Annotated in this window: 18 protein-coding genes and 4 pseudogenes; 13 read left to right on the plus strand and 9 right to left on the minus strand. The window is 71.2% G+C overall.

All coding sequences use genetic code 11. The features are described 5' to 3' along the window. Positions 1 to 211: 211 nt before the first annotated feature. From IE245_RS35825 to IE245_RS35840, 4 genes are read right to left on the minus strand one after another with little or no spacing between them, the layout of a single operon-like run. The gene (locus IE245_RS35825; RefSeq protein WP_189955526.1) at positions 212 to 733 is read right to left on the minus strand and encodes a hypothetical protein; all 522 of its coding nucleotides are present in this window, start codon (positions 731 to 733) and stop codon (positions 212 to 214) included. After that, entirely contained in the window at positions 726 to 1,640 is a 915-nt protein-coding gene (locus IE245_RS35830) for a DUF6286 domain-containing protein (protein ID WP_189955528.1), read from the minus strand. The genes IE245_RS35825 and IE245_RS35830 overlap by 8 nt, the downstream gene beginning before the upstream one ends. Beyond that, positions 1,637 to 1,819 carry a DUF2273 domain-containing protein gene (locus IE245_RS35835; RefSeq protein ID WP_189955530.1) on the minus strand — a complete coding sequence of 61 codons (183 nt, stop codon included), beginning with the start codon at positions 1,817 to 1,819 and terminating at the stop codon, positions 1,637 to 1,639. Before IE245_RS35835 ends, IE245_RS35830 begins: the two co-directional genes overlap by 4 nt. Before the next feature lie 58 nt (positions 1,820 to 1,877). After that, positions 1,878 to 2,357 carry an Asp23/Gls24 family envelope stress response protein gene (locus IE245_RS35840; protein WP_189955532.1) on the minus strand — a complete coding sequence of 160 codons (480 nt, stop codon included), beginning with the start codon at positions 2,355 to 2,357 and terminating at the stop codon, positions 1,878 to 1,880. Positions 2,358 to 2,568: 211 nt separating this feature from the next. Here IE245_RS35840 and IE245_RS35845 point away from each other — a divergent pair, with 211 nt between their 5' ends. The 3 genes from IE245_RS35845 to IE245_RS35855 are packed head-to-tail and all read left to right on the plus strand — an operon-like array spanning position 2,569 to position 4,042. Next, positions 2,569 to 3,108 carry an RNA polymerase sigma factor gene (locus tag IE245_RS35845; RefSeq protein WP_229852039.1) on the plus strand — a complete coding sequence of 180 codons (540 nt, stop codon included), beginning with the start codon at positions 2,569 to 2,571 and terminating at the stop codon, positions 3,106 to 3,108. Beyond that, complete coding sequence (locus tag IE245_RS35850) at positions 3,099 to 3,716, plus strand: Asp23/Gls24 family envelope stress response protein (RefSeq protein WP_229852040.1); 618 nt, start codon at positions 3,099 to 3,101, stop codon at positions 3,714 to 3,716. Before IE245_RS35845 ends, IE245_RS35850 begins: the two co-directional genes overlap by 10 nt. Then, positions 3,713 to 4,042: an Asp23/Gls24 family envelope stress response protein gene (locus IE245_RS35855; protein ID WP_189955534.1), complete on the plus strand. Its 330-nt coding sequence runs from the start codon at positions 3,713 to 3,715 to the stop codon at positions 4,040 to 4,042. Before IE245_RS35850 ends, IE245_RS35855 begins: the two co-directional genes overlap by 4 nt. 25 nt (positions 4,043 to 4,067) lie before the next feature. On the opposite strand, the gene IE245_RS35860 is transcribed toward IE245_RS35855, so the two are convergent. Both IE245_RS35860 and IE245_RS35865 read right to left on the minus strand, forming a co-directional pair. Further along, complete coding sequence (locus tag IE245_RS35860) at positions 4,068 to 4,607, minus strand: helix-turn-helix domain-containing protein (protein ID WP_189955536.1); 540 nt, start codon at positions 4,605 to 4,607, stop codon at positions 4,068 to 4,070. Positions 4,608 to 5,054: 447 nt separating this feature from the next. Then, positions 5,055 to 5,927 carry a transposase family protein gene (locus IE245_RS35865; RefSeq protein WP_229852048.1) on the minus strand — a complete coding sequence of 291 codons (873 nt, stop codon included), beginning with the start codon at positions 5,925 to 5,927 and terminating at the stop codon, positions 5,055 to 5,057. Here IE245_RS35865 and IE245_RS37565 point away from each other — a divergent pair. Next, positions 5,856 to 6,155, plus strand: a complete 300-nt coding sequence (locus IE245_RS37565; protein WP_229852050.1) for a hypothetical protein — start codon at positions 5,856 to 5,858, stop codon at positions 6,153 to 6,155. The genes IE245_RS35865 and IE245_RS37565 overlap by 72 nt on opposite strands. Positions 6,156 to 6,397: 242 nt before the next feature. On the opposite strand, the gene IE245_RS35870 is transcribed toward IE245_RS37565, so the two are convergent. Then, the gene (locus tag IE245_RS35870) at positions 6,398 to 8,260 is read right to left on the minus strand and encodes a hypothetical protein (RefSeq protein ID WP_229852042.1); all 1,863 of its coding nucleotides are present in this window, start codon (positions 8,258 to 8,260) and stop codon (positions 6,398 to 6,400) included. 267 nt (positions 8,261 to 8,527) lie between these two features. Here IE245_RS35870 and IE245_RS35875 point away from each other — a divergent pair, with 267 nt between their 5' ends. Then, positions 8,528 to 8,980 carry a hypothetical protein gene (locus IE245_RS35875; RefSeq protein ID WP_229852044.1) on the plus strand — a complete coding sequence of 151 codons (453 nt, stop codon included), beginning with the start codon at positions 8,528 to 8,530 and terminating at the stop codon, positions 8,978 to 8,980. Here the strand turns inward: IE245_RS35875 and IE245_RS35880 are convergent. Further along, positions 8,975 to 9,529: pseudogene (locus IE245_RS35880) on the minus strand (IS5 family transposase); the annotation flags it as partial. The gene IE245_RS35875 and the pseudogene IE245_RS35880 sit on opposite strands and share 6 nt — an antisense overlap. A 333-nt stretch (positions 9,530 to 9,862) precedes the next feature. Here IE245_RS35880 and IE245_RS38210 point away from each other — a divergent pair. The 5 genes and pseudogenes from IE245_RS38210 to IE245_RS35905 all read left to right on the plus strand — a co-directional run. Beyond that, positions 9,863 to 10,207 (plus strand): annotated as a pseudogene (locus IE245_RS38210) (transposase); the annotation flags it as partial. A gap of 626 nt (positions 10,208 to 10,833) precedes the next feature. Further along, complete coding sequence (locus tag IE245_RS35890; protein ID WP_189955539.1) at positions 10,834 to 11,667, plus strand: DUF4397 domain-containing protein; 834 nt, start codon at positions 10,834 to 10,836, stop codon at positions 11,665 to 11,667. A 100-nt stretch (positions 11,668 to 11,767) separates the two neighbouring features. Next, complete coding sequence (locus IE245_RS35895; protein WP_189955541.1) at positions 11,768 to 12,481, plus strand: class F sortase; 714 nt, start codon at positions 11,768 to 11,770, stop codon at positions 12,479 to 12,481. Next, positions 12,478 to 13,086: a sigma-70 family RNA polymerase sigma factor gene (locus tag IE245_RS35900; RefSeq protein ID WP_189955543.1), complete on the plus strand. Its 609-nt coding sequence runs from the start codon at positions 12,478 to 12,480 to the stop codon at positions 13,084 to 13,086. The genes IE245_RS35895 and IE245_RS35900 overlap by 4 nt, the downstream gene beginning before the upstream one ends. After that, positions 13,070 to 13,813: an anti-sigma factor gene (locus tag IE245_RS35905; protein WP_189955545.1), complete on the plus strand. Its 744-nt coding sequence runs from the start codon at positions 13,070 to 13,072 to the stop codon at positions 13,811 to 13,813. Before IE245_RS35900 ends, IE245_RS35905 begins: the two co-directional genes overlap by 17 nt. A gap of 187 nt (positions 13,814 to 14,000) precedes the next feature. Here IE245_RS35905 and IE245_RS35910 read toward each other — a convergent pair whose 3' ends face one another. Further along, positions 14,001 to 14,714, minus strand: a complete 714-nt coding sequence (locus IE245_RS35910; protein ID WP_308436658.1) for a YqjF family protein — start codon at positions 14,712 to 14,714, stop codon at positions 14,001 to 14,003. Positions 14,715 to 15,022: 308 nt separating this feature from the next. Here IE245_RS35910 and IE245_RS35915 point away from each other — a divergent pair. The 3 genes and pseudogenes from IE245_RS35915 to IE245_RS35925 form a co-directional block, all read left to right on the plus strand. Then, positions 15,023 to 15,226 (plus strand): annotated as a pseudogene (locus tag IE245_RS35915) (transposase); the annotation flags it as partial. A 79-nt stretch (positions 15,227 to 15,305) separates the two neighbouring features. After that, a pseudogene (locus IE245_RS35920) lies at positions 15,306 to 15,748 on the plus strand (helix-turn-helix domain-containing protein); the annotation flags it as partial. A 51-nt stretch (positions 15,749 to 15,799) separates the two neighbouring features. Next, a complete protein-coding gene (locus tag IE245_RS35925; protein WP_189955555.1) occupies positions 15,800 to 17,074 on the plus strand; it encodes a cation:proton antiporter domain-containing protein in 1,275 nt (424 codons plus the stop codon). Positions 17,075 to 17,214 lie beyond the last annotated feature (140 nt).

Raw genomic sequence — 17,214 nt, forward strand, 5'->3', positions numbered from 1 at the left:
CCTTCCGGGGAGGTTTCACCGGCACGAGGCCAGATCGCGTTCGGACATTCGTCCCTTTCACCCTCCATTCGGCGCGACCGCGCAGGAGGATTGCCCGCCGGCCGGCGGTGGCGACTTGAGGGCTGTGGCCGCGCGGGCGGGACCGTGGCAGCGGAGCTGTTCCCACGGACGGGCGACCCGTGGCCGTGCTGTGCGTGCCGCCGGACTCATCTCACAGGGCTCGGTGCGGCCGGGGCCGTTGGACCCGCAGGCGGATACGGATGTGGAGTCGACGGGGTGCGAGCAGAGGGGTGATCTGCGCCAGTACACCGTCGGTCACCGCGGTCATGACCTCGTCGGGGTGTGCTGTGCCATGCACGGTGAGGGTGACGGACAGGCACATCGCGCCCTCGCGGCCGGTGAGGCGGCAGCGGGCCCGCACGACCCCCGGCACGGCGACGCAGCCGGTTCGGACGGCGTGGCGGACGGCGCGGCTGTCGAGTCGGCAGCCAGGCGCGGGAAGGTGCAGGCGGCGCCGTGCCGGGAGCGGGATCTGTGCGGTGAGCAGGACCAGCGAGGCGGCGAGGCCGGCACTGCTCGCGGCGAGGAGCAGGCGGTGTTCTGCCGGCTCCAGGCGTCGCAGGCCAGCCGTGAAGATCTTCTCCTCACCCCACCAGACGGCCGCTCCCAAAGCCAGGAAAGCGAGTCCGGTGAGAGCGAGTGCCGCCCGGTTGGCCACAGTGCGGCTACGCATCTCCGCCCTCCCGTGCCGACGGCAGGACGGAGGCGGTGCGCGGGTCCTGGGTGGGGCGCAGGACGAGCCGTACTTCCGGGGCGCGTCGGAGAGCCGTGCTCCGCAGGGCGCGCTCGATGGTCGCGGTGGTCGTCCCGCGGATGTCATGCGGTGCGCCGTAGGCCGCTTCGGCGCGGACGGTGACCTTGCGCGGGGTGAAGCGGACAGAGCGGACCCGTAGCCCGGGCACCTCGGTGACGGCCGCCCGGACCAGGCGCGCGGCGTGCGTGCGGCTGATGACCGCTTGGCCCGGCCGGGAGCAGTTCAGGGGCAGCAGGCGTCTGTGGCCGGGAGTGAGGGCCAGGAAGATCAGCCACACCCCGGCGGCCGCGGCCGCCAAGGCTGCCGGGCGCACGAGGGACCGGCCGCCGGACACGGTCATCCCCTGATGAACCCGTCCCCACGGTGGCGCGGCGATCCCGGGCAGGTGCTCGGGCAGGGCGGACCACAGCGTCAGCGCGGACAGGACGCCCACGGCCAAGGCCGCACCCGCGGTGGCGGTACGGCGCGGCGACCACGGCCTGCCGGCTGTGGTCGGCCCCTGCTCCTTGACCTGCGGCAGGGGGCGAGCGGCGAGCGGGTGAAGCCTGCGGACCCGCAGACGTGCGGGCGTGACGGCCAACCCGGTCAGGTGACGGGTGCGCCCGGTCAGCCGATCGCGGAGGTGGACCATCCGGCCCGTGTCGGCCGGTGCGGACAGGGGGAGGTCCACCTCCACGGTCACCTCGACGCGGCGCCCGCGCGTGGTGGCCGCCGAACCGAGGACGTGCCCGCCGACCTGGGCGGTGGCTTCGGCGGCCGCCTGCCGGGCGATCTTGGCCGTGACCCGGTCGGCGACGGTGGTGACGCCCCGTTCGGCGGCGTTCATCGGTGCCTGCGCTCGGCGGTCAGGAGGTCGCGCAGGTCACCGCCCTGCTCGGCGTAGCGGCCGGCCGCGTAGCCGAGCCCGCCGAGGACGGCGACCAGGAGGAAGGCCCCGAAGCCTCCGAACCAGCCCACGCATCCCAGTGCCATCCCGACCAGCAGCCCGAGGACGTCCCTGCTCATGGCTGTTGCCTTCCTTCCCTCGTCGACGCTGTCTGTGCGGTGACGCGGCGCGAGCCGCTCACGCCACCCGTGTCTCGGTGGTGACGTCCTCGTCGTCGCCGGGCAGGTGGACGTCGGTGACGGCGATGTTCACCTCCACGACCTCCAGGCCGGTGATCCGCTCCACCGCGGCGATCACGTTCTCCCTGACGTCGCGGGCCACATCCGGGATCGGGACGCCGTACTCCACGACCAGTTCCACGTCGATGGCGGCCTGGCGCTCGCCCACCTCGACCTTCACCCCGCGACCCACGTTCGGCCGCCCACCGGGCACCCGGTCGCGGACAGCGCCCAGCGTCCGGGACAAGCCGCCACCCATGTCGTGGACACCGGGGATCTCCCGCGCGGCCCGCCCGGCGATCTTGACGACGACGGTATCCGCGATCGATGTCCTGCCGTGCGTACCGCCGGGCTCGTCGACCTGCGTACGGCCGGCCCCGGGCACGGGACCGGCCGCGTGACTCTGGCGGACCGGGGTCTTCTCCTGCGTTGCCGTCATGACTGCTCCCTCGACGGGTCGGTGTGTGGTTGCACTGCTTTGACACCGCGAGGACGCCGTGCGTTACGGACCTCTTGTCGTGAACGGGTGCACAACAGTGCGGATCCGGGTGGCGTAACGAAAGCCGGGCAGGCGGTGTCAAAGTCGTGAAGGCTGGAAGGAGCCCGCGTTGAACGCTCGGTGGGGCCCGGACGACGATGAGGAAACGGCCGTGGCCGGCGACCTGCTCCTGGTGGTGCGGGCCGCGGAAGGAGACGAGGAGGCGTTCGAGGTGCTGGTCCACCGCCACGCGCCGGCCATGCTGCAGCTCGCCGAACGCCTGATGGGCAGCCGGGCCGAAGCCGAGGACGCCGTCCAGGACGCCTTCCTCAGCGCGTGGCGCAGCCTTCCCGAGTACCGGGGCGAGGCGGCGTTCGGCACGTGGCTGTACCGCATCGTCACGAACCGGTGCCTGAACCTCCTGCGGGCCCGCAGGCCCGCGACCGACCTCGACGCGGTCGCCGAACCGGCCGCACCGGAGCACCAGTCCTCGCCCGTCCGCGCCGCCGAGTCGCACGCCGCCGTACGCGACCTCGTCCAGGCCATGGGCAATCTGTCCGCCGAGCAGAAGGTCTGCTGGGTCCTGCGAGAAATCGAAGGGCAGCCGTACGAGACGATCGCCCAGGCGGTGGGCATCCGGCCCGAAGCGGTTCGCGCACGCGTGTTCCGGGCCCGGCGCATGCTGACGGAGGCGATGGTCGCATGGCGATGAACACCCCCTACCCCCCCGAGAACCCCGACGACGAGGAACTCGAACTCCTCGCCTGCGGCAGGGACCTGGCCACCGTGTGGGAGCACGCCGGCCGGCCGGACACCGACCCGCACACCGCCACCTGCCCCTCCTGCCGGCAGGCCGTCGCCGACCTGGAACACCTGCGGGCCGCCGTCCTTCCCCCGGCCGCACCACCCGCCGACATCGACACCACCGCCGTGGTGCGACGCGTCATGGACGCGGTCCGCCTGGAGTTGCGCCCGGGCCGCACCCTGCCCCTGGGCGAGGCCGATGAGGACAGCTGGATCTACGAGTCCGTCGCCGCCCGTACCCTGCGCACCGCCGCCGAGCAGGTGCCCGGCGTGCTGGCCGGAAGCTGCCGCATCACCCCACCCGGCAGCCGTACCCACCCCACACGCGGCCCCTCCACCGTCCACCTCGGCGTCACCGTCGCCTACGGACAGGACCTCCCGGACACCATCCGCGCGGTGCGTGAAAGCCTGGTCCGTGCCGCCCGGCAGCACCTCGGCCTCGCCCTCGGCGACCTGGACGTCACCGTCACCGACCTCCACGAACCCCCCAGTCAGCCGCGGGAGACCAGGCCGTGAACAGCGACCGTTCCAAGGCCCTCACCCAGCAGGTCACCGACGCCGTCCTGGCCGTTCCCGGCGTCGCGTGCCTGCGGCCAGGGCTGCGCTCCCTGCTGCGGGCAACCGGCTCACGACAGCCGGCTGCCGCCGACCGGCTCGACCCGGGCACCGCGGTGCGCATCACCTACGACTCCCGAGGCCGGATCGCCGCCCTGCGGATCGACATCGTCGTCCGCGCACAGCACCAGGCCGCCCGCACCGCCAACGCCGTGCGGGAGGCGGTGGCGGAGGCGGCGGCCACGACACCCGCGGCCGTGCGGGTGACCGTCACCGGCATCGTATGACGCCCGCCGCACCCGGCCCGTGCCGTCAAAGGGGCGGTGGGCAGGTGAGGTACACCCACAGGGCGAGCGACCACACGCAGGCCGCAGCACTCAGCAGCCGAAGGCGCCGGATGCGCTCCGGCGCCACGGGATCCGCCCCCGCCCCGCCGGCGCCGACACGCACCACCCGGCACGCGGGCCCGGGCGTGCCGCCTCGTCGCAGGGCGGGCACCACGGGGGCGGCCGGGCCGCGCGCCGGACGCCGGACGTCCGCCGCCGGACGCCGCGCACCCTCCGCGGCGCGGGACCGGGCCGCCTCGCCGTGCTGGGCCAGACCGGCCAGGAACCGCCGGTAGGCCTCCTTGCGGCCGCCCCGGGGGGCCGACCGGCCGCGCTCCCAGGACCGCACCGTCGCCGGTGTCACCCCGAACGCCGTCGCCACCTGCCTGGTCGACAGGCCCCACCGCTCCCGCAGCTGACGCCGCTCGTCCGGCTCGGGCAGGTCACCGGACCGGCTCCGCGGCGCCCGTGCCGGAGGGAAGGCGGAGGCCTGACGGGGGATCCTCTGCTGATGCGCTGTTGTCATACCTGTACGACAATCCGCGCGTACCGGCCGTGATGCGAGGTTGCGAATGATCACCCGGACGCAGCAGCGGCACATGCACGCGTGAGGAATCACCGCCCAAGGGAGCCCGTCACGCACGGGGAGAGGCATAAGGGGGACGACGGCGAGGACGGACGCCGGGCGGCCCGTGCCCGCTCAACGGGGCCCGGACCACCTGCCTGGTGGGAGTCAGCGCGCACCGCCACCGGCTCCGACCGGCGCCTCCTCGTCGGCTGCCTCCGTCAGGGCCTCGCCCCCGACCACCGCCTCGGCCTCAGCCGGCTCACCGACGCCGCGCAGGCGTACACCGCCGACTACGTCTGGGAACCCCTCCCCCTCCCCGACACCGCCGGGCCCGCCACCCGGCCGATGAGCTCGCCGCACTCGCCCGCCGCGAGCACGGGCGCCGCTCCCGCACCGTCGAACGCCTCACCGCCGTCCTCGACACCGGTCTCCTGCCTGCCGAACACACCCAACGAACTCGTGCACGGTAAGCGGTGGGACGTCGAGGGCTTCGGTGCGACCGGTGCTCACCTCTGTCGACGGGGGTCCAGGTCCGCGGTCTGCTGGTGGGACGGTAGGCCGGCGACGGCCTGGACGGTGTCGCTGATGTGCTCGCGACGGCCGAGGTGACGGGCGAGAGCCCGCCGGTTCTTCAGGTGGGCGATGCCGTGCTCGACCCGGATACGGCGTGAGGAGTTGTCGCTCGTGCATCTGCTCGTACCAGTCCGGGGCGTCCTTCTTGAACTTCCGGTGCGGTGGCGTCACCACGTGTCCGCCGGTCTGGGCGCCGAGCCCCTGGTAGACGGCATCGGCAGGGATCTCGACGACGGGCCCGTCGGCCAGGAGCTCGACCAGCTCTGACTGGCGGGCGTGGGTGATGTCCGCGCAGCTGCCCGGACTGGCCGGGCCGCTGAAGAGCACCCTTCCGTTCTGGTCGGTGAGGACCATGGTTCTGACGGCGTTCCGCTTGTTCTTCCCGGAGAGGAACGTGTCCCGGTCCTTGCGTCCGGCGGCCGGCCGGCGGACCCGGATCTCGGTGCCGTCGATGATGCCGGTCTGCCCACTGGCGCCGAGGCGGTCGATGACTTCGGCCGGCGTCCGGAGCCGGACGCCGGGGCTGACCGTGCACCCTCGCTCGGCGGGCAGGGGTCGTGTCCCACCGACGGCCCGGGCGATGGTGGAGCGGTCGGCTCCGAACCAGCAGGCCGGCACATCGTGGGTAACCCCGTGGCGAAGGTGCACGAGCGTGGCCAGGAGCCGGTCGACGAACACCAGCCGGTGCTTCGCACCGGCGCCCACAGCGCGCTTCCGCGGCCGAGAGGTCAGCTCGGCCCGGTGACGCTCATGCCACAACGGCCCCACCTCGGCAACGAGTTCAGCGATCACACCGGCCGACAGGCCCGTCATCCGACGGTTGCCGACGATCACTGCACGAGCCGCGTTCCCCACCACCCGACCATGATCAACCATCCCGGTCTCGACGTCGCACCGCTTACCGCGCACGAGCTCGTTAGGATGCGCGGGTGACCACCTTCCCCGCCGCTCCCTCGGCGCCGGTCCCGATGCGCCGATCCGCGCCGCAGAGGCATATCTGACCCCCCGCCTGAAGGTGTCGGCGGATGTAGAGGGGAGGGAGACGGAACCTCAGCCGGCTGCACGCCCAGTGTCGGCGGCCGCCGCTGCTCTGCTCCGTCGACAGCTGCGTCCAAGTGCCCGGGGATACGGCCCGCCCGCGGCAGGGTACGGACCGAGCGAGAGCTGCGGCCCGGTCACAGGAGGAGCAGTACCGCCACACCCCACAGCGCCGACAGCGCCACGAGTGGCGGTCCGACCGGCATGCCCTGCCGTCCCGCCGGTGCCTCTTCCAGCGGCCGTAGTTCCGGGTGGAGCAGCAGAGCCCCCAGTTCCCCGGCGGTGCGCACCGCATGCGGCTCGTGGCCCAGGCGGTGCTCCAGCCATGCCCAGCCGGTGGGGGACAGCTCGACGGAGGAGTCCTTGGCCCGGCCGACCCGGATGCCGTCGTCGGAGTGGTGCACGGACGTGATCACGTTCCACGGGACCCGCCTTACGCGCCAGGCCCCGGTCACCCACAGCCCGTCACGGTCGGCGGTGATTCGCCAGGTGAGCGCCGTCGCCACGGCCGTCACCAGCCAGGGCAGACCCACGGCGAGCCACAGCCAGTGCCACGACGGTCCGTCCTCGAGCGCGGCCCAGATGCCGCTGCCCTGTACCAGCAGCAGGCCGAGACCCACGGCGCGCGAGAAGCCGCGAGCCGTCCACGTGCGGGGGCCCGCCGAGGGCGTCATGCCGACGGCGATCTCGTCGCGGGGCCGCTGCGGGGTCTCCCGCTCGCGGCGCAGCTGCCCGCGCTCCATCAAGCGCGGGCCGACCGGCTTCGCCGCGGTGACACTGCACTGCACCGACACCTCGACGTCGTCTTCGTCGTCGAACGCGACGAAGGCGACTTCGGCGCCGGCGTAGGGGGCGCCGTACAGAACGGCCTCCCGCAGTGGCGGGGGAGGATCCTCGCCCTTGAGGACCTCCGTGATCTTGTCGAGTTCAACGACGGGTGCTTCGCCGCCTTCCTCGTCGTCTTCTTCCTCGAAGGCGTACAGCGAATGGAAGTGCAGGATCGGCCGAAGGCCCTCCGGGTCGTCGGCCGCGAACACCCAGGTGCGGCCGTCGTCGTGACTTTCGCGCACCAGCACGTGCAGCACCGGCAGCGGTTCGCGCCGCAGTCGCCGCGAACGCATCCGTCCGTCCACGCCGTTGGCGAGGAACGCCAGCCCTGCGACGGAGCCGGCCATCGCCAGCAGCTCCCAGCCAATGGCGTCGTACGGCTCCGCGACCAGCGCCGCCCAGTCGCCGTCCACGACGATGTCGACCCGGCTGTCCACGGGGAAGTCCTCGGGGTAGGCCGTCTCGAAGCGATGGGTACGCCCGTCGGCCTCCACTGCGACGATGTCGATGTCGTCGTCGTCCTGCTCCAGGGCCGTGACCCGCCCTGGCAGGTGCGTGGCTCCCGCGGCCCGCTCCTCGTACGCCTCGACGACCTGCTGCACCTGCCAGCAGCCGAACCCGGCGACGCCCAGCAGCAGGGCGGCCAGGACGAAGGAAAGCCGGCCCCGGCGGAACGTCCGCGCGGCGGCGGGCAGCGGTTGTGCGATCGGCCCGGCCGCCTCCAGGGCCCGCGCCCGCTGCCGTCCGGCGGCGGCCAGTCGGTGGATGAGCCCGGCGGTGGTGAACGCGGCGGCCATCAGGAACGCGAGCGCGGACGGTTCGCCGAGCGCCGACGTGTAGCCGCCTTCGACGGCGAACCCCGTCAGCGTGGCCGCAAGCCCCGCGAGCGCGAGCCGCGGCTGCCGCCACACCCAATACAGGGTCAGCAGCAACACGACGGCTGTCCCGAGGCCCAGCCAGTCGGTGCCGCACGGGGCGGCGGACGTGCAGGGGGCGACGGGAGCCTCCACGATGTCCCACGCCAGCGAGGCGACCAGTGCCAGCAGCGCCCAGAGAGGGTGTGCCCACCGGGCGGGCGCGGCGGCGAGCCAACGCTCGGCGTTCGGAGTCCGCCACTCGGCGGTGCCGGGCGGTATGTGTTCTGCGGGCAAGGGCACGGGAGGTCTGTTCACCCGCGCATTATGACCACGCGTGACGTACCGGACGGCTGGGCCGTGTATCGAAAGCGCTGTTCGCCATGCTCATCGGTGGCTGTATACGGGAGCCGGGGGTGACGCGTGACACCTCTCCAGGCATGTAGTTGAACGCGTTCAACCGATCTGGCAAGGTGGCTTCCCGCAGCCTGTTCCTGTCGATCGGCCGACGAGGGCTGGGGGCGGGAGGGCCTGATGGCGGGCGGAAGCAGGCTGCGTGCGTGGGGGGCGGCCCTTGGCGGTTTGATGTTGACCGTTCTGACTGCATGCGGGGGTCCCTATCAGTACTACGAGGGAACGGGGCTCCACGACGCCACGGCGGCCGAAGTCGCCGGGGGCTGGGAGAACGTCGAGGGGACCCGCTTGGTGCTCGATAAGGACGGAACAGCCCTTCTCGAGAAGCTCGACGGGCAGGGCTTTGACTTCGAGGACGGCTGGCGCCTGTCCGGTACGGGATCCTGGCAGCTGGCCGACGACGACGGCGGGCAGGTCGTCCGGCTCGCGCTGACGGACCGGACCCGAGTCGAGAGGCGCTTTCCCGCGCCTGCGGCTGACCCTTCGGCTCCGGAGCCCCCGTCGGCCTACTCGTGGTTCTTCTACGTGGACCGCGATCCGCACGATGGGCTGGTGCTGTTCTTCATGTACGGCGATCCGGACATCGGGAACATGTACGTGATGACGCGCGAGACAGGGTCATAGCCATTCGTTGATCGCTGCGACCAGCGCGGTCGCCTCGAAGCGGACGGCGAGCTTGTCGTACCGCGTGGCGACAGCACGGTTCCTCTTGAGGCGGTTGGTCCCGCACTCGACCGCATGGCGCTGGCGGTAGTCGGCCGGGTCGAAGCGCGGCGGCCGGCCGCCACGGGAACCGAGCTCCCGGCGGTTGCGCGCCTGGTCGGCCTTGTCCGGAATGGTGCAGCGGATCCCGCGCCGGCGCGGGTAGGCCCGGTTCCCGCGGGAGGCGTATGCCTTGTCGGCCCGCACACGGTCGGGGCGGACGCGTGGCCGGCCTGGTCCGACGCGGGGCACGCGGACCTTCCCCAGCACCGGCTCGAACTGCGGCGAGTCCCCGCGCTGCCCCGCCGTGACCAGGATCGACATGGGTTTCTGACCCTGCTCGACGGCCAGGTGGAGCTTGGTGGTGAACCCGCCGCGCGACCGTCCCAGCCCATGATCATCCGGCTCGGTGAAGATGCCGCCCGGTGGTTCCTTCTGCGGATCGCCCCGCTTGCGGGCTCCTGCCGCGTGCGAGGGGTGTACATGAGGTAGAACTGCAGGTCAGGAAGACTGCTCCCCGCTCGCGGGGATGGCCCCTCGGCAAGGCGCTTCAGGAGATGACGGGCAGGCCTGCGAGCTCGTAACGCGACCTTGTTGAACGCCCCTGGCTGGCCGTGACCGGTATGACGATTCGGCCGTGGACCGTGGACGATGACCCGTGGGCGCTGATCGAGCCGATGCTGCCGCCCTGGCCCGAGAAGGCTCCCGGCCCCCGGCCGGTGCCGGACCGGTAGTGCCTGCAGGGCATCCCGTACATGCTGCACGGGGAAAGCTGACACCGGTCCGTCGCCGGTCGACCGGCGGAAAACGGGCAGCGAGCACCACCTGATCTGCGACGTACGAGGCACCCCGCTCAAGGTCATCACCACCGCTGCCGACATCGGCGACGTCACCCAGACCCTCGCCCTGGTCGATGGCATCCCGCCCGTCGCCGGCCGCCCGGGCCGGCCCCGCCGACGCCCCCAGGCCCTGCTCGGCGACAAGGGCTACGACTCCGACCCCCACCGCCGCGAGCTGCGAAAACGCCGCGTCCTTCCGGTCATCTCCCGCAGAGTTGCCCCGAACATCGAGGGCCTGGGCAAGCTCCGCTGCGTCGTCGAGCAGACCTTCGTCCTGCTCCACCAGTTCAAACGCCTCGCCGTCCGCTGAGAACGCCGCACCGAACCCCACGACGCCTTCGTCCCCCTCGCCTGCAGCCTCATCTGCTGGAGACGCCTCAAGGAGACCCGTACATGATCGTGTCACGAGCTCTATGGAGGTGAACGCGGCGGCGTAGGCGTGCGCGGATCGGATGCCGGACGCGTGCAGCTTCTCGACGATCACTGGTAATCCTCCGCGAAGAGGCGGCAGGAGGTCGGCGGGTACCACCTCGTTGCGGTTCGTCGGCGCCGGCAGGTCCTCAAGACCGAACGGGTGACGCAAGACCGCCGACAGGACGACCCAGATGCGCTGAAGGCCGCACGGGCGCCCGAGATCCATCGGCGCGGTGGTCGGCTGCTCGTGATTCGTCAGGGGAGCGAGTGGCATGCGGGGGCAGGGGGAATTCTCCCATCGCGGTGCACGAGGTGAGCCCGGAGGGCAGGTGACCGTTTCGCCCCCGTGCCGAGGAGCCCTCCTTTCCCGTCCCGCGTTCTGTGTGCCGTCCTGCCGAGCAGCCGCGGACGACATGAAGTGGAGATTTCAAGCATCGGGTGCAACCAGTCGGCGCAGGGCGGCGGAATGCCTCCTCACACAGGGTTCGAGACCTTCTCGACCGGATGATGGGGATGATCGTCATGACTGCTCGTTCCGCTGGTGCGGCTCTCACCGCCGCCGTCGCCGTCGCGTTGTCCGTCACCGCCGCTGCTCCCGCGTTCGCCCAGCCGCAGGCCGACACCGACGAGCAGGCCACGGTGTCGGTCCTGCACGCGGTGCCGGGTCTGACCGTGGACGTGTTCGCGGGGGACAAGGAACTGCTGCCGGACTTCAAGCCGGGCACGCTCACCGACCCGCTGAAGCTGGACGCGGGTTCCTACGACATCAAGGTGTTCAAGGACGGCGAGGGCCCGGAGGGCACCCCGGCGATCGAGAAGACCGTCGAGGTGCCCGCAGGCGCGAACGCGACGCTGGTCGCCCACCTGACGGCGGACGGAAAGCCGGCGCTCGACGCGTTCGTGAACGACACTTCCAAGGTGCCGGCCGGCAAGGCCCGGCTGACCGTCCGGCACGTGGCCGCCGCTCCGGCGGTCGACGTCCGGGCCGACGGCACCCCGGTGTTCAAGGGGCTGGAGAACCCCAAGGAGGCCACGGCCGAGGTGGCGGCCGGCACGGTCGACGCCGACGTCGTCCTGGCCGGCACCGACACCGTGGCGATCGGCCCGGCCGAGCTGGACCTGGCCGAGGGCGGCAACACGATCGTCTACGCGTGGGGGAGCGCGACGGACAAGAACCTCGCCCTGAAGACCCAGAGCATCACGGGCATGCACTCCGCCCCGAACGGCGTGCCCGCCGGCGAGACGGGCCAGGCCGCGTTCCGGAACAACGCCGCCCTGGGCGCCCTCGCCACGGGCGCGGTCCTCGCCCTGGGAGCCGGCGGACACCTCCTGCGCCGCCGCGGCGACGCGGCCTGATCGACGGCACGCCCCCTCTTGAACACGTCGTGTGGTGCGGTCGTCCCGATTCCCTGGGCGACCGCACCACCTGACGTCCCGTACGCCGGAAAGGCGGACCATGCCCAGCACGCGCAGGACGGCACCTCGCAAGATCCTCGGGCTGACTGCCGTACTCCTCGGTATCCTGCTGTGCGCCATCATCGCCGTCCTGATCGGGCGTGAAGGGTCCCGGAGCGCTGCCGACTTCGGAAGCGTCCCGGCTGGTACGGCATCAGCCCCGGCGTCGATGACCAGCGCAAGCGCACCCGCGTCATCTTCCGCGCAACCCACCGGCGAAGCGACCGGTCCCCCCTCTTCCACCGGCGCCGGCCCTTCGCGTACTCCGGCGCCGCGGACGCTGTCGATCCCCAGGCTCGGCCTGAGCGCTCCGGTCGATCCGGTGGGTGTGGCCGAGGACGGTCAGACGGAGGTTCCGCCGGATCCCGACCGGGTGGGCTGGTACCGCTTCTCACCCGCACCCGGCTCCGCCGCCGGTTCCTCCGTGATCGTCGGCCACGTCGACGCCAGAGGCCGGGGCCTCGGCGTCCTCGACGGCCTCAACGAGGTCCGCCAAGGCGACCGGGTGCTGATCGGGCGCGAGGACGACAGCACCGTGACCTACGAGATCACCGCCCGCCGCACCGTGGGAAAGAAGGCTCTGGCCGTCTCGGACGCGTTCCGCCGTGAGGGACGCCCGGTGCTGACGCTGATCACCTGTGCCGGGCCCTACCTGCCGGACGGGGGCGGATACCAGAACAACCTTGTCGTCACCGCGGTGGAGGCAGCCAAATGACGGCACTATGGGGTGGGGCACGGGTGCTGGCCGCCGGTGCGGCCGCTGTGACCACCGTGACCGACCACGATCTGGGCGAAGGATTCGCCAAGGGCGACGAGGCGTGTCTGGCCGAGGCGTACCGTCGCTGGGGCGCGCTCCTCTACACCATCGCCGCCCGCAAACTCGGTGATGCGGAAGAGGCCAAGGACGTCACCCAACAGGTATTCGTCGGCGCGTGGAACAGCCGGAGCACCTTCGATCCCCGCCGCGGCTCCCTGAAGACCTGGCTGATGGGCATCAGCTACAAGAAGGTGGCCGACGCCTTCGACAAACGCTCCCGCCATCTGCGCAACATCGAGGCCGCCGCCGTGGAGGCCAGCGTGCCGGTGCGACACGCGCCGGTGACCGAGACGCTGCTGGACCATATGGTGCTGACGAGGGAGATGGAACAGCTGCCAGACCAGCAGCAGCTTGTTCTGAGGATGGCCTTCTACGACGATCTGTCCCAGTCACAGATCGCCGAACGTACGGGACTGCCGCTGGGAACGGTGAAAAGCCATACCCGGCGTGGTCTGATGCGGCTGAAGAAGCGGTTGGAGGTGGACGGTGAAGCACACCGATGAAGAGACCCTGACGATGATGGCCCTCGGTGAGGAAACCGACCCCTGGGTCTCCCTCCACCTGCACGAATGCGAGCACTGCCGCCAGCAGTACGACAGCCTGCGCCGCATCGTGACCACGATGAGAACACCCGCCCTCGCGGAACCCGACCTGCTTCCCCTGCCGGACGACCTCTGGCAGGCCATCACGGTCGAACTGCGGATCCCCGAAGGCCAGATCCGGACCCCCTCCCCGACACCCGAAGGCACCGCCGCTTCGACGCGGCGACCTCGCCCGAACCTGTTGCGGCGCATGGGCCACTCCGCCTTGATTCTCGCCGCATGCGCCGCACTGCTCGGTGCCGCCTCCGGCAGCGCGCTGACCTGGTGGCTCACCCGCCCGGACACACCGGCGGTCCAGACCGTCGCCGACGGACGCCAACTTCAGGCGCTGCGCGCCGGCTCCGCGGGCTACGCCCGCATGGACGACCAGCGAGGCCGTCGTACCCTCGACATCACCGTGAAGGGTCTGCCCCAGACGGCCGGCTACTTCGAGGTCTGGCTGATGGACAAGACGCGCACCAAACTGGTCTCGATGGGAGTCCTGGGCCCCGACGGTCACGCGACCCTTCCGGTCCCCGACAACATCGACCTGAACGAGTACTCCGTCGTCGACGTCTCCCTCCAGCCCTACAACGGCAAGCCCGACCACTCAGGCGACAGCCTCGTCCGCGGCACCTACGCCGGCTGACCCCGGCACGGCGGCCACCGGCGACAGGCCCACACCCGGCCACGTCGCGGACCCTGCACGCCGGGGGCCGTGGTCACGTCCCGCCACCCGTCTCCAGCCGGTCACCCGCCTCCCAGCGCGCTTTGGGGTAGGGACCGGCCTGGCTCGGAGACCACGCTTTCGTGCCGGACCGAGCTCAGGCGTCGGCTCACTCGACGCGGTACGGGATGCCGAAACGAACGGGCAGACCCGGCGAGTACAGCACGCTCGCAGGCGGCGAAGCCGCCACAGGCGACCCGGTGGCGGCACGGACGAGTCCATCTTCCAACGACAGCAGATCGACCTGCCGAAACAGCCACGGCTCATGTTCGAGGGGCCAGTAGTACGTCCGCCCCCACGCGCGTGCGTGAAGCCCCCATCGGGCGGTCAGGAACTCGTCCAGGGGGCCGGTGCGCCGCTCACCGGCCTTCACGGTGGCCCACACGTGGGACCGCGGCCCCGCCGGCCCCCTGCGCCGCACCGTGTACAGAAGGCGGTCATCGAAACGCAGTCGCCTCGCTGAAGCCCATCGGTACGGCAGCCCGTATACTGCGCGCGCCGTCAGGGTGGGCAGGAGCCGAGCGCAGTCCAGGCTCAGGAACACCACGCCTCGGCGACCGGTGCGGTCGATGCTGTAGAGCCGCACGTTGATCTCCGGGAAACGTCCGATGATGGGCAGGACGGGTCCCTTGGCGAAGGACAGGTCCCGCATCTCGAAGAAGACCAGTCCCACGAAGGTCCTGCCGTCGATCACATCAGGGCGGGTCCCCGGAGGGAAGAGATCGGCCACCGCCCCGGGCCGTACCTCCCAGTGGATGAAAAGCAGGTCGCTCCATACCTGCCGGAACGAGATGCGCCCCGCGCTCCGATCGGCAGTCGCCAGGACAGCTCCCGAAGAGGCGAGTCCGGCCGGGCGGGGGCTGTGCCGTCCTCCGGTGTGCGGGTGCGGGGTCGACATACGCCCTCCCATCCGACGTGCGGGTTCTGCCTTGGCCTGGCAGGCGTGTACGGAATCGAAAATGATTGAGAAGATGCGATCGGGCAAGTCGCATTGGTGTTGCATCGAAATGAAGAACGCCGGTGCCCACCCGCTGCGAACGCCCTCCCTGATCAAAACGGAACACCGACTCGCCCCCGTCCGGCCGACCGCTCCCTGCGCGCGCGGGATGGACCCCCTGAGCGTTTTCCGACATCACCCCGAAGATCGCCCGCCGAGGTGCCCCGAACGGCTTCGGGCTGGGCCGGACCCGCTGGGTCGTGGAACGGATCTTCGCCTGGCGCCACCAGTTCAAACGCCTCCGCATCCGCTACGAGATACGCGCCGACCTCCACCTCGGCCCGCGCCGACTCGCCTGCGGCATCATCTGCTTGCGACGACTCCGAACCTCGTTCTGAAACGATCAGTAACGAGCTGGTGCGTGATAGCGGGTGAGGCATCCGTGCTGGTGGGTGGCGAGATCCGATCGAGACGGTCATGTTCGACCGGATGGTTCTCGCGGATCAGGTGTTCACGGGCGTCTCCCGGCTTCATCTCGCCCGCCTGCTTGAGGAGTTGGCCGACCCGTGGCAGGCCGCTGTCGAAGGACGACGCCACCAGACACGCGGTGGGGTCAGGAAGCGAGCGGCAGGGGCGGGCGCCCGGCATCAGCTGGTGTTCATCGACCGGCTGGCCGCCACACTGATCCATCTGCGGCACGACCTCCCACACCCTCTCATCGCCCTGCTGCTCGGTGTCGGCCGCTCCACCGTCAGCCGCGCGATCGGAGAGATACTCGGGCTCCTGGCCGAGCGGGGATGCGCGGTCCCGACCGCCCTGGCCTGCGGCTTCGGACCCTGGCGGACGTGTTCGCTCATGCCCAGGCCGAGAGCGGAGCACCCCCGGCGTCTGGTGCGCACGGACACCTCGTGAGAACGCCCAGCGTGGCGAAGCGAGAGTCAGCACGCATGGAGGAGGCTGTCTCGGACAGGATGGGCCGGGTGATCCTCTCCGACACCGTTTACCTTGCGATGGGGCTGGGTGCGCTCGGCGCGGCCGTCGTGCCGAGGCTCGTGTTCAAACGGCCCCTCTCCATGCCGATGGTCTTCCTCGCGGCCGGCGCCGTCGTGGCGGCGCTGCCGTGGCCCGTGCCGACGGTGGACCCGGTGCGTGACCGGCTCTGGATCGAGCACGGGTCCGAACTGTGTGTGATCGTGTCGCTGATGGGGGCAGGCCTCGCTCTCGACCGGCCCTTCGGCCGGCGCGCGTGGGGCGGGCCCTGGCGCCTGCTCGGTATCAGCCTGCCCCTGACCATCGCCGGGACCGGGCTCATCGCCGTACTCCTGCTCGACTGGCCGCCGGCACTCGCCCTCCTCCTCGCCGCGGTGCTCGCACCGACCGATCCCGTACTGGCTGCGGAGGTGAGAGTGGGAGAGCCCACGGACGCGGAGGACGACGAGGACGAGGTCCGGTTCACTCTCACCGCCGAGGCCGGGCTGAACGACGGACTGGCCTTCCCGTTCGTCCTGGCCGCCCTGGCGCTCGCCGCAGCGGCCGGCGACGGGTGGTCGGCGGGCTGGCTCGGGCGATGGCTGCTCATCGACGTCCTGGTCAAGGTCGCGGTAGGAGTGGCGGTGGGTATCGTGGCCGGTCGTCTGCTGGGCCGCATGTTCTTCCGCGCGCAGGCGAACGCGCTGCGGCTGTCGGAGCACATGGAAGGGTTCGTCGCCCTGGGCGCCACGTTCCTGGCGTACGGAGCGGCCGAACTCCTCCACGGCTACGGTTTCCTCGCCGTGTTCGTGACGGCCTGCACCATCCGCGCGGCCGAGCGCAGCCACGGCTACCACCGTGTACTGCACGAGTTCACCGAACAGATCGAACGGCTGCTGACCGTGATCCTGCTCTTCCTCCTCGGGGGCTTCCTTGTCGCCGACGGACTGCGCACCCTCACCTGGCAGGGAGCCCTCGTCGCCGTCCTGCTCGTCCTCGTCGTCAGGCCCGCCGCCGGATGGCTCGGCCTGATCGGTTCCGCAGGGGGACCGCGAGAGAAGACGGTCACCGCCTTCTTCGGCATCCGCGGCATCGGCTCCCTCTTCTACCTCGCGTACGCGCTCGGACACAGCGAAGCCTTCGAAGCCGACACGCGACAGCTCTGGTCGGTGGTGGCTTTCACCGTCCTGCTCTCCGTCGTCGTACACGGTGTCACCGCGACACCGGCCATCCGACGCCTCGACAGGCTTCGCCACTCCTCGCCCACACCGCTCTGATCCGCTGCCCAGCGGGAGCGGGAGGCTGCTGTGAACCGGTGAGCAGCGACGGTCGCCGGCATGGCCCTAGGGTCTGTTGTGAAAGTGCTGGTCACAGCCACTCGTTGATGGCTGCGACCAGCACGGTCGCTTCGTAGCGG

This window comes from Streptomyces roseolus, assembly GCF_014649855.1.
In the GTDB taxonomy this organism is placed as follows: Bacteria; Actinomycetota; Actinomycetes; order Streptomycetales; family Streptomycetaceae; genus Streptomyces; species Streptomyces roseolus.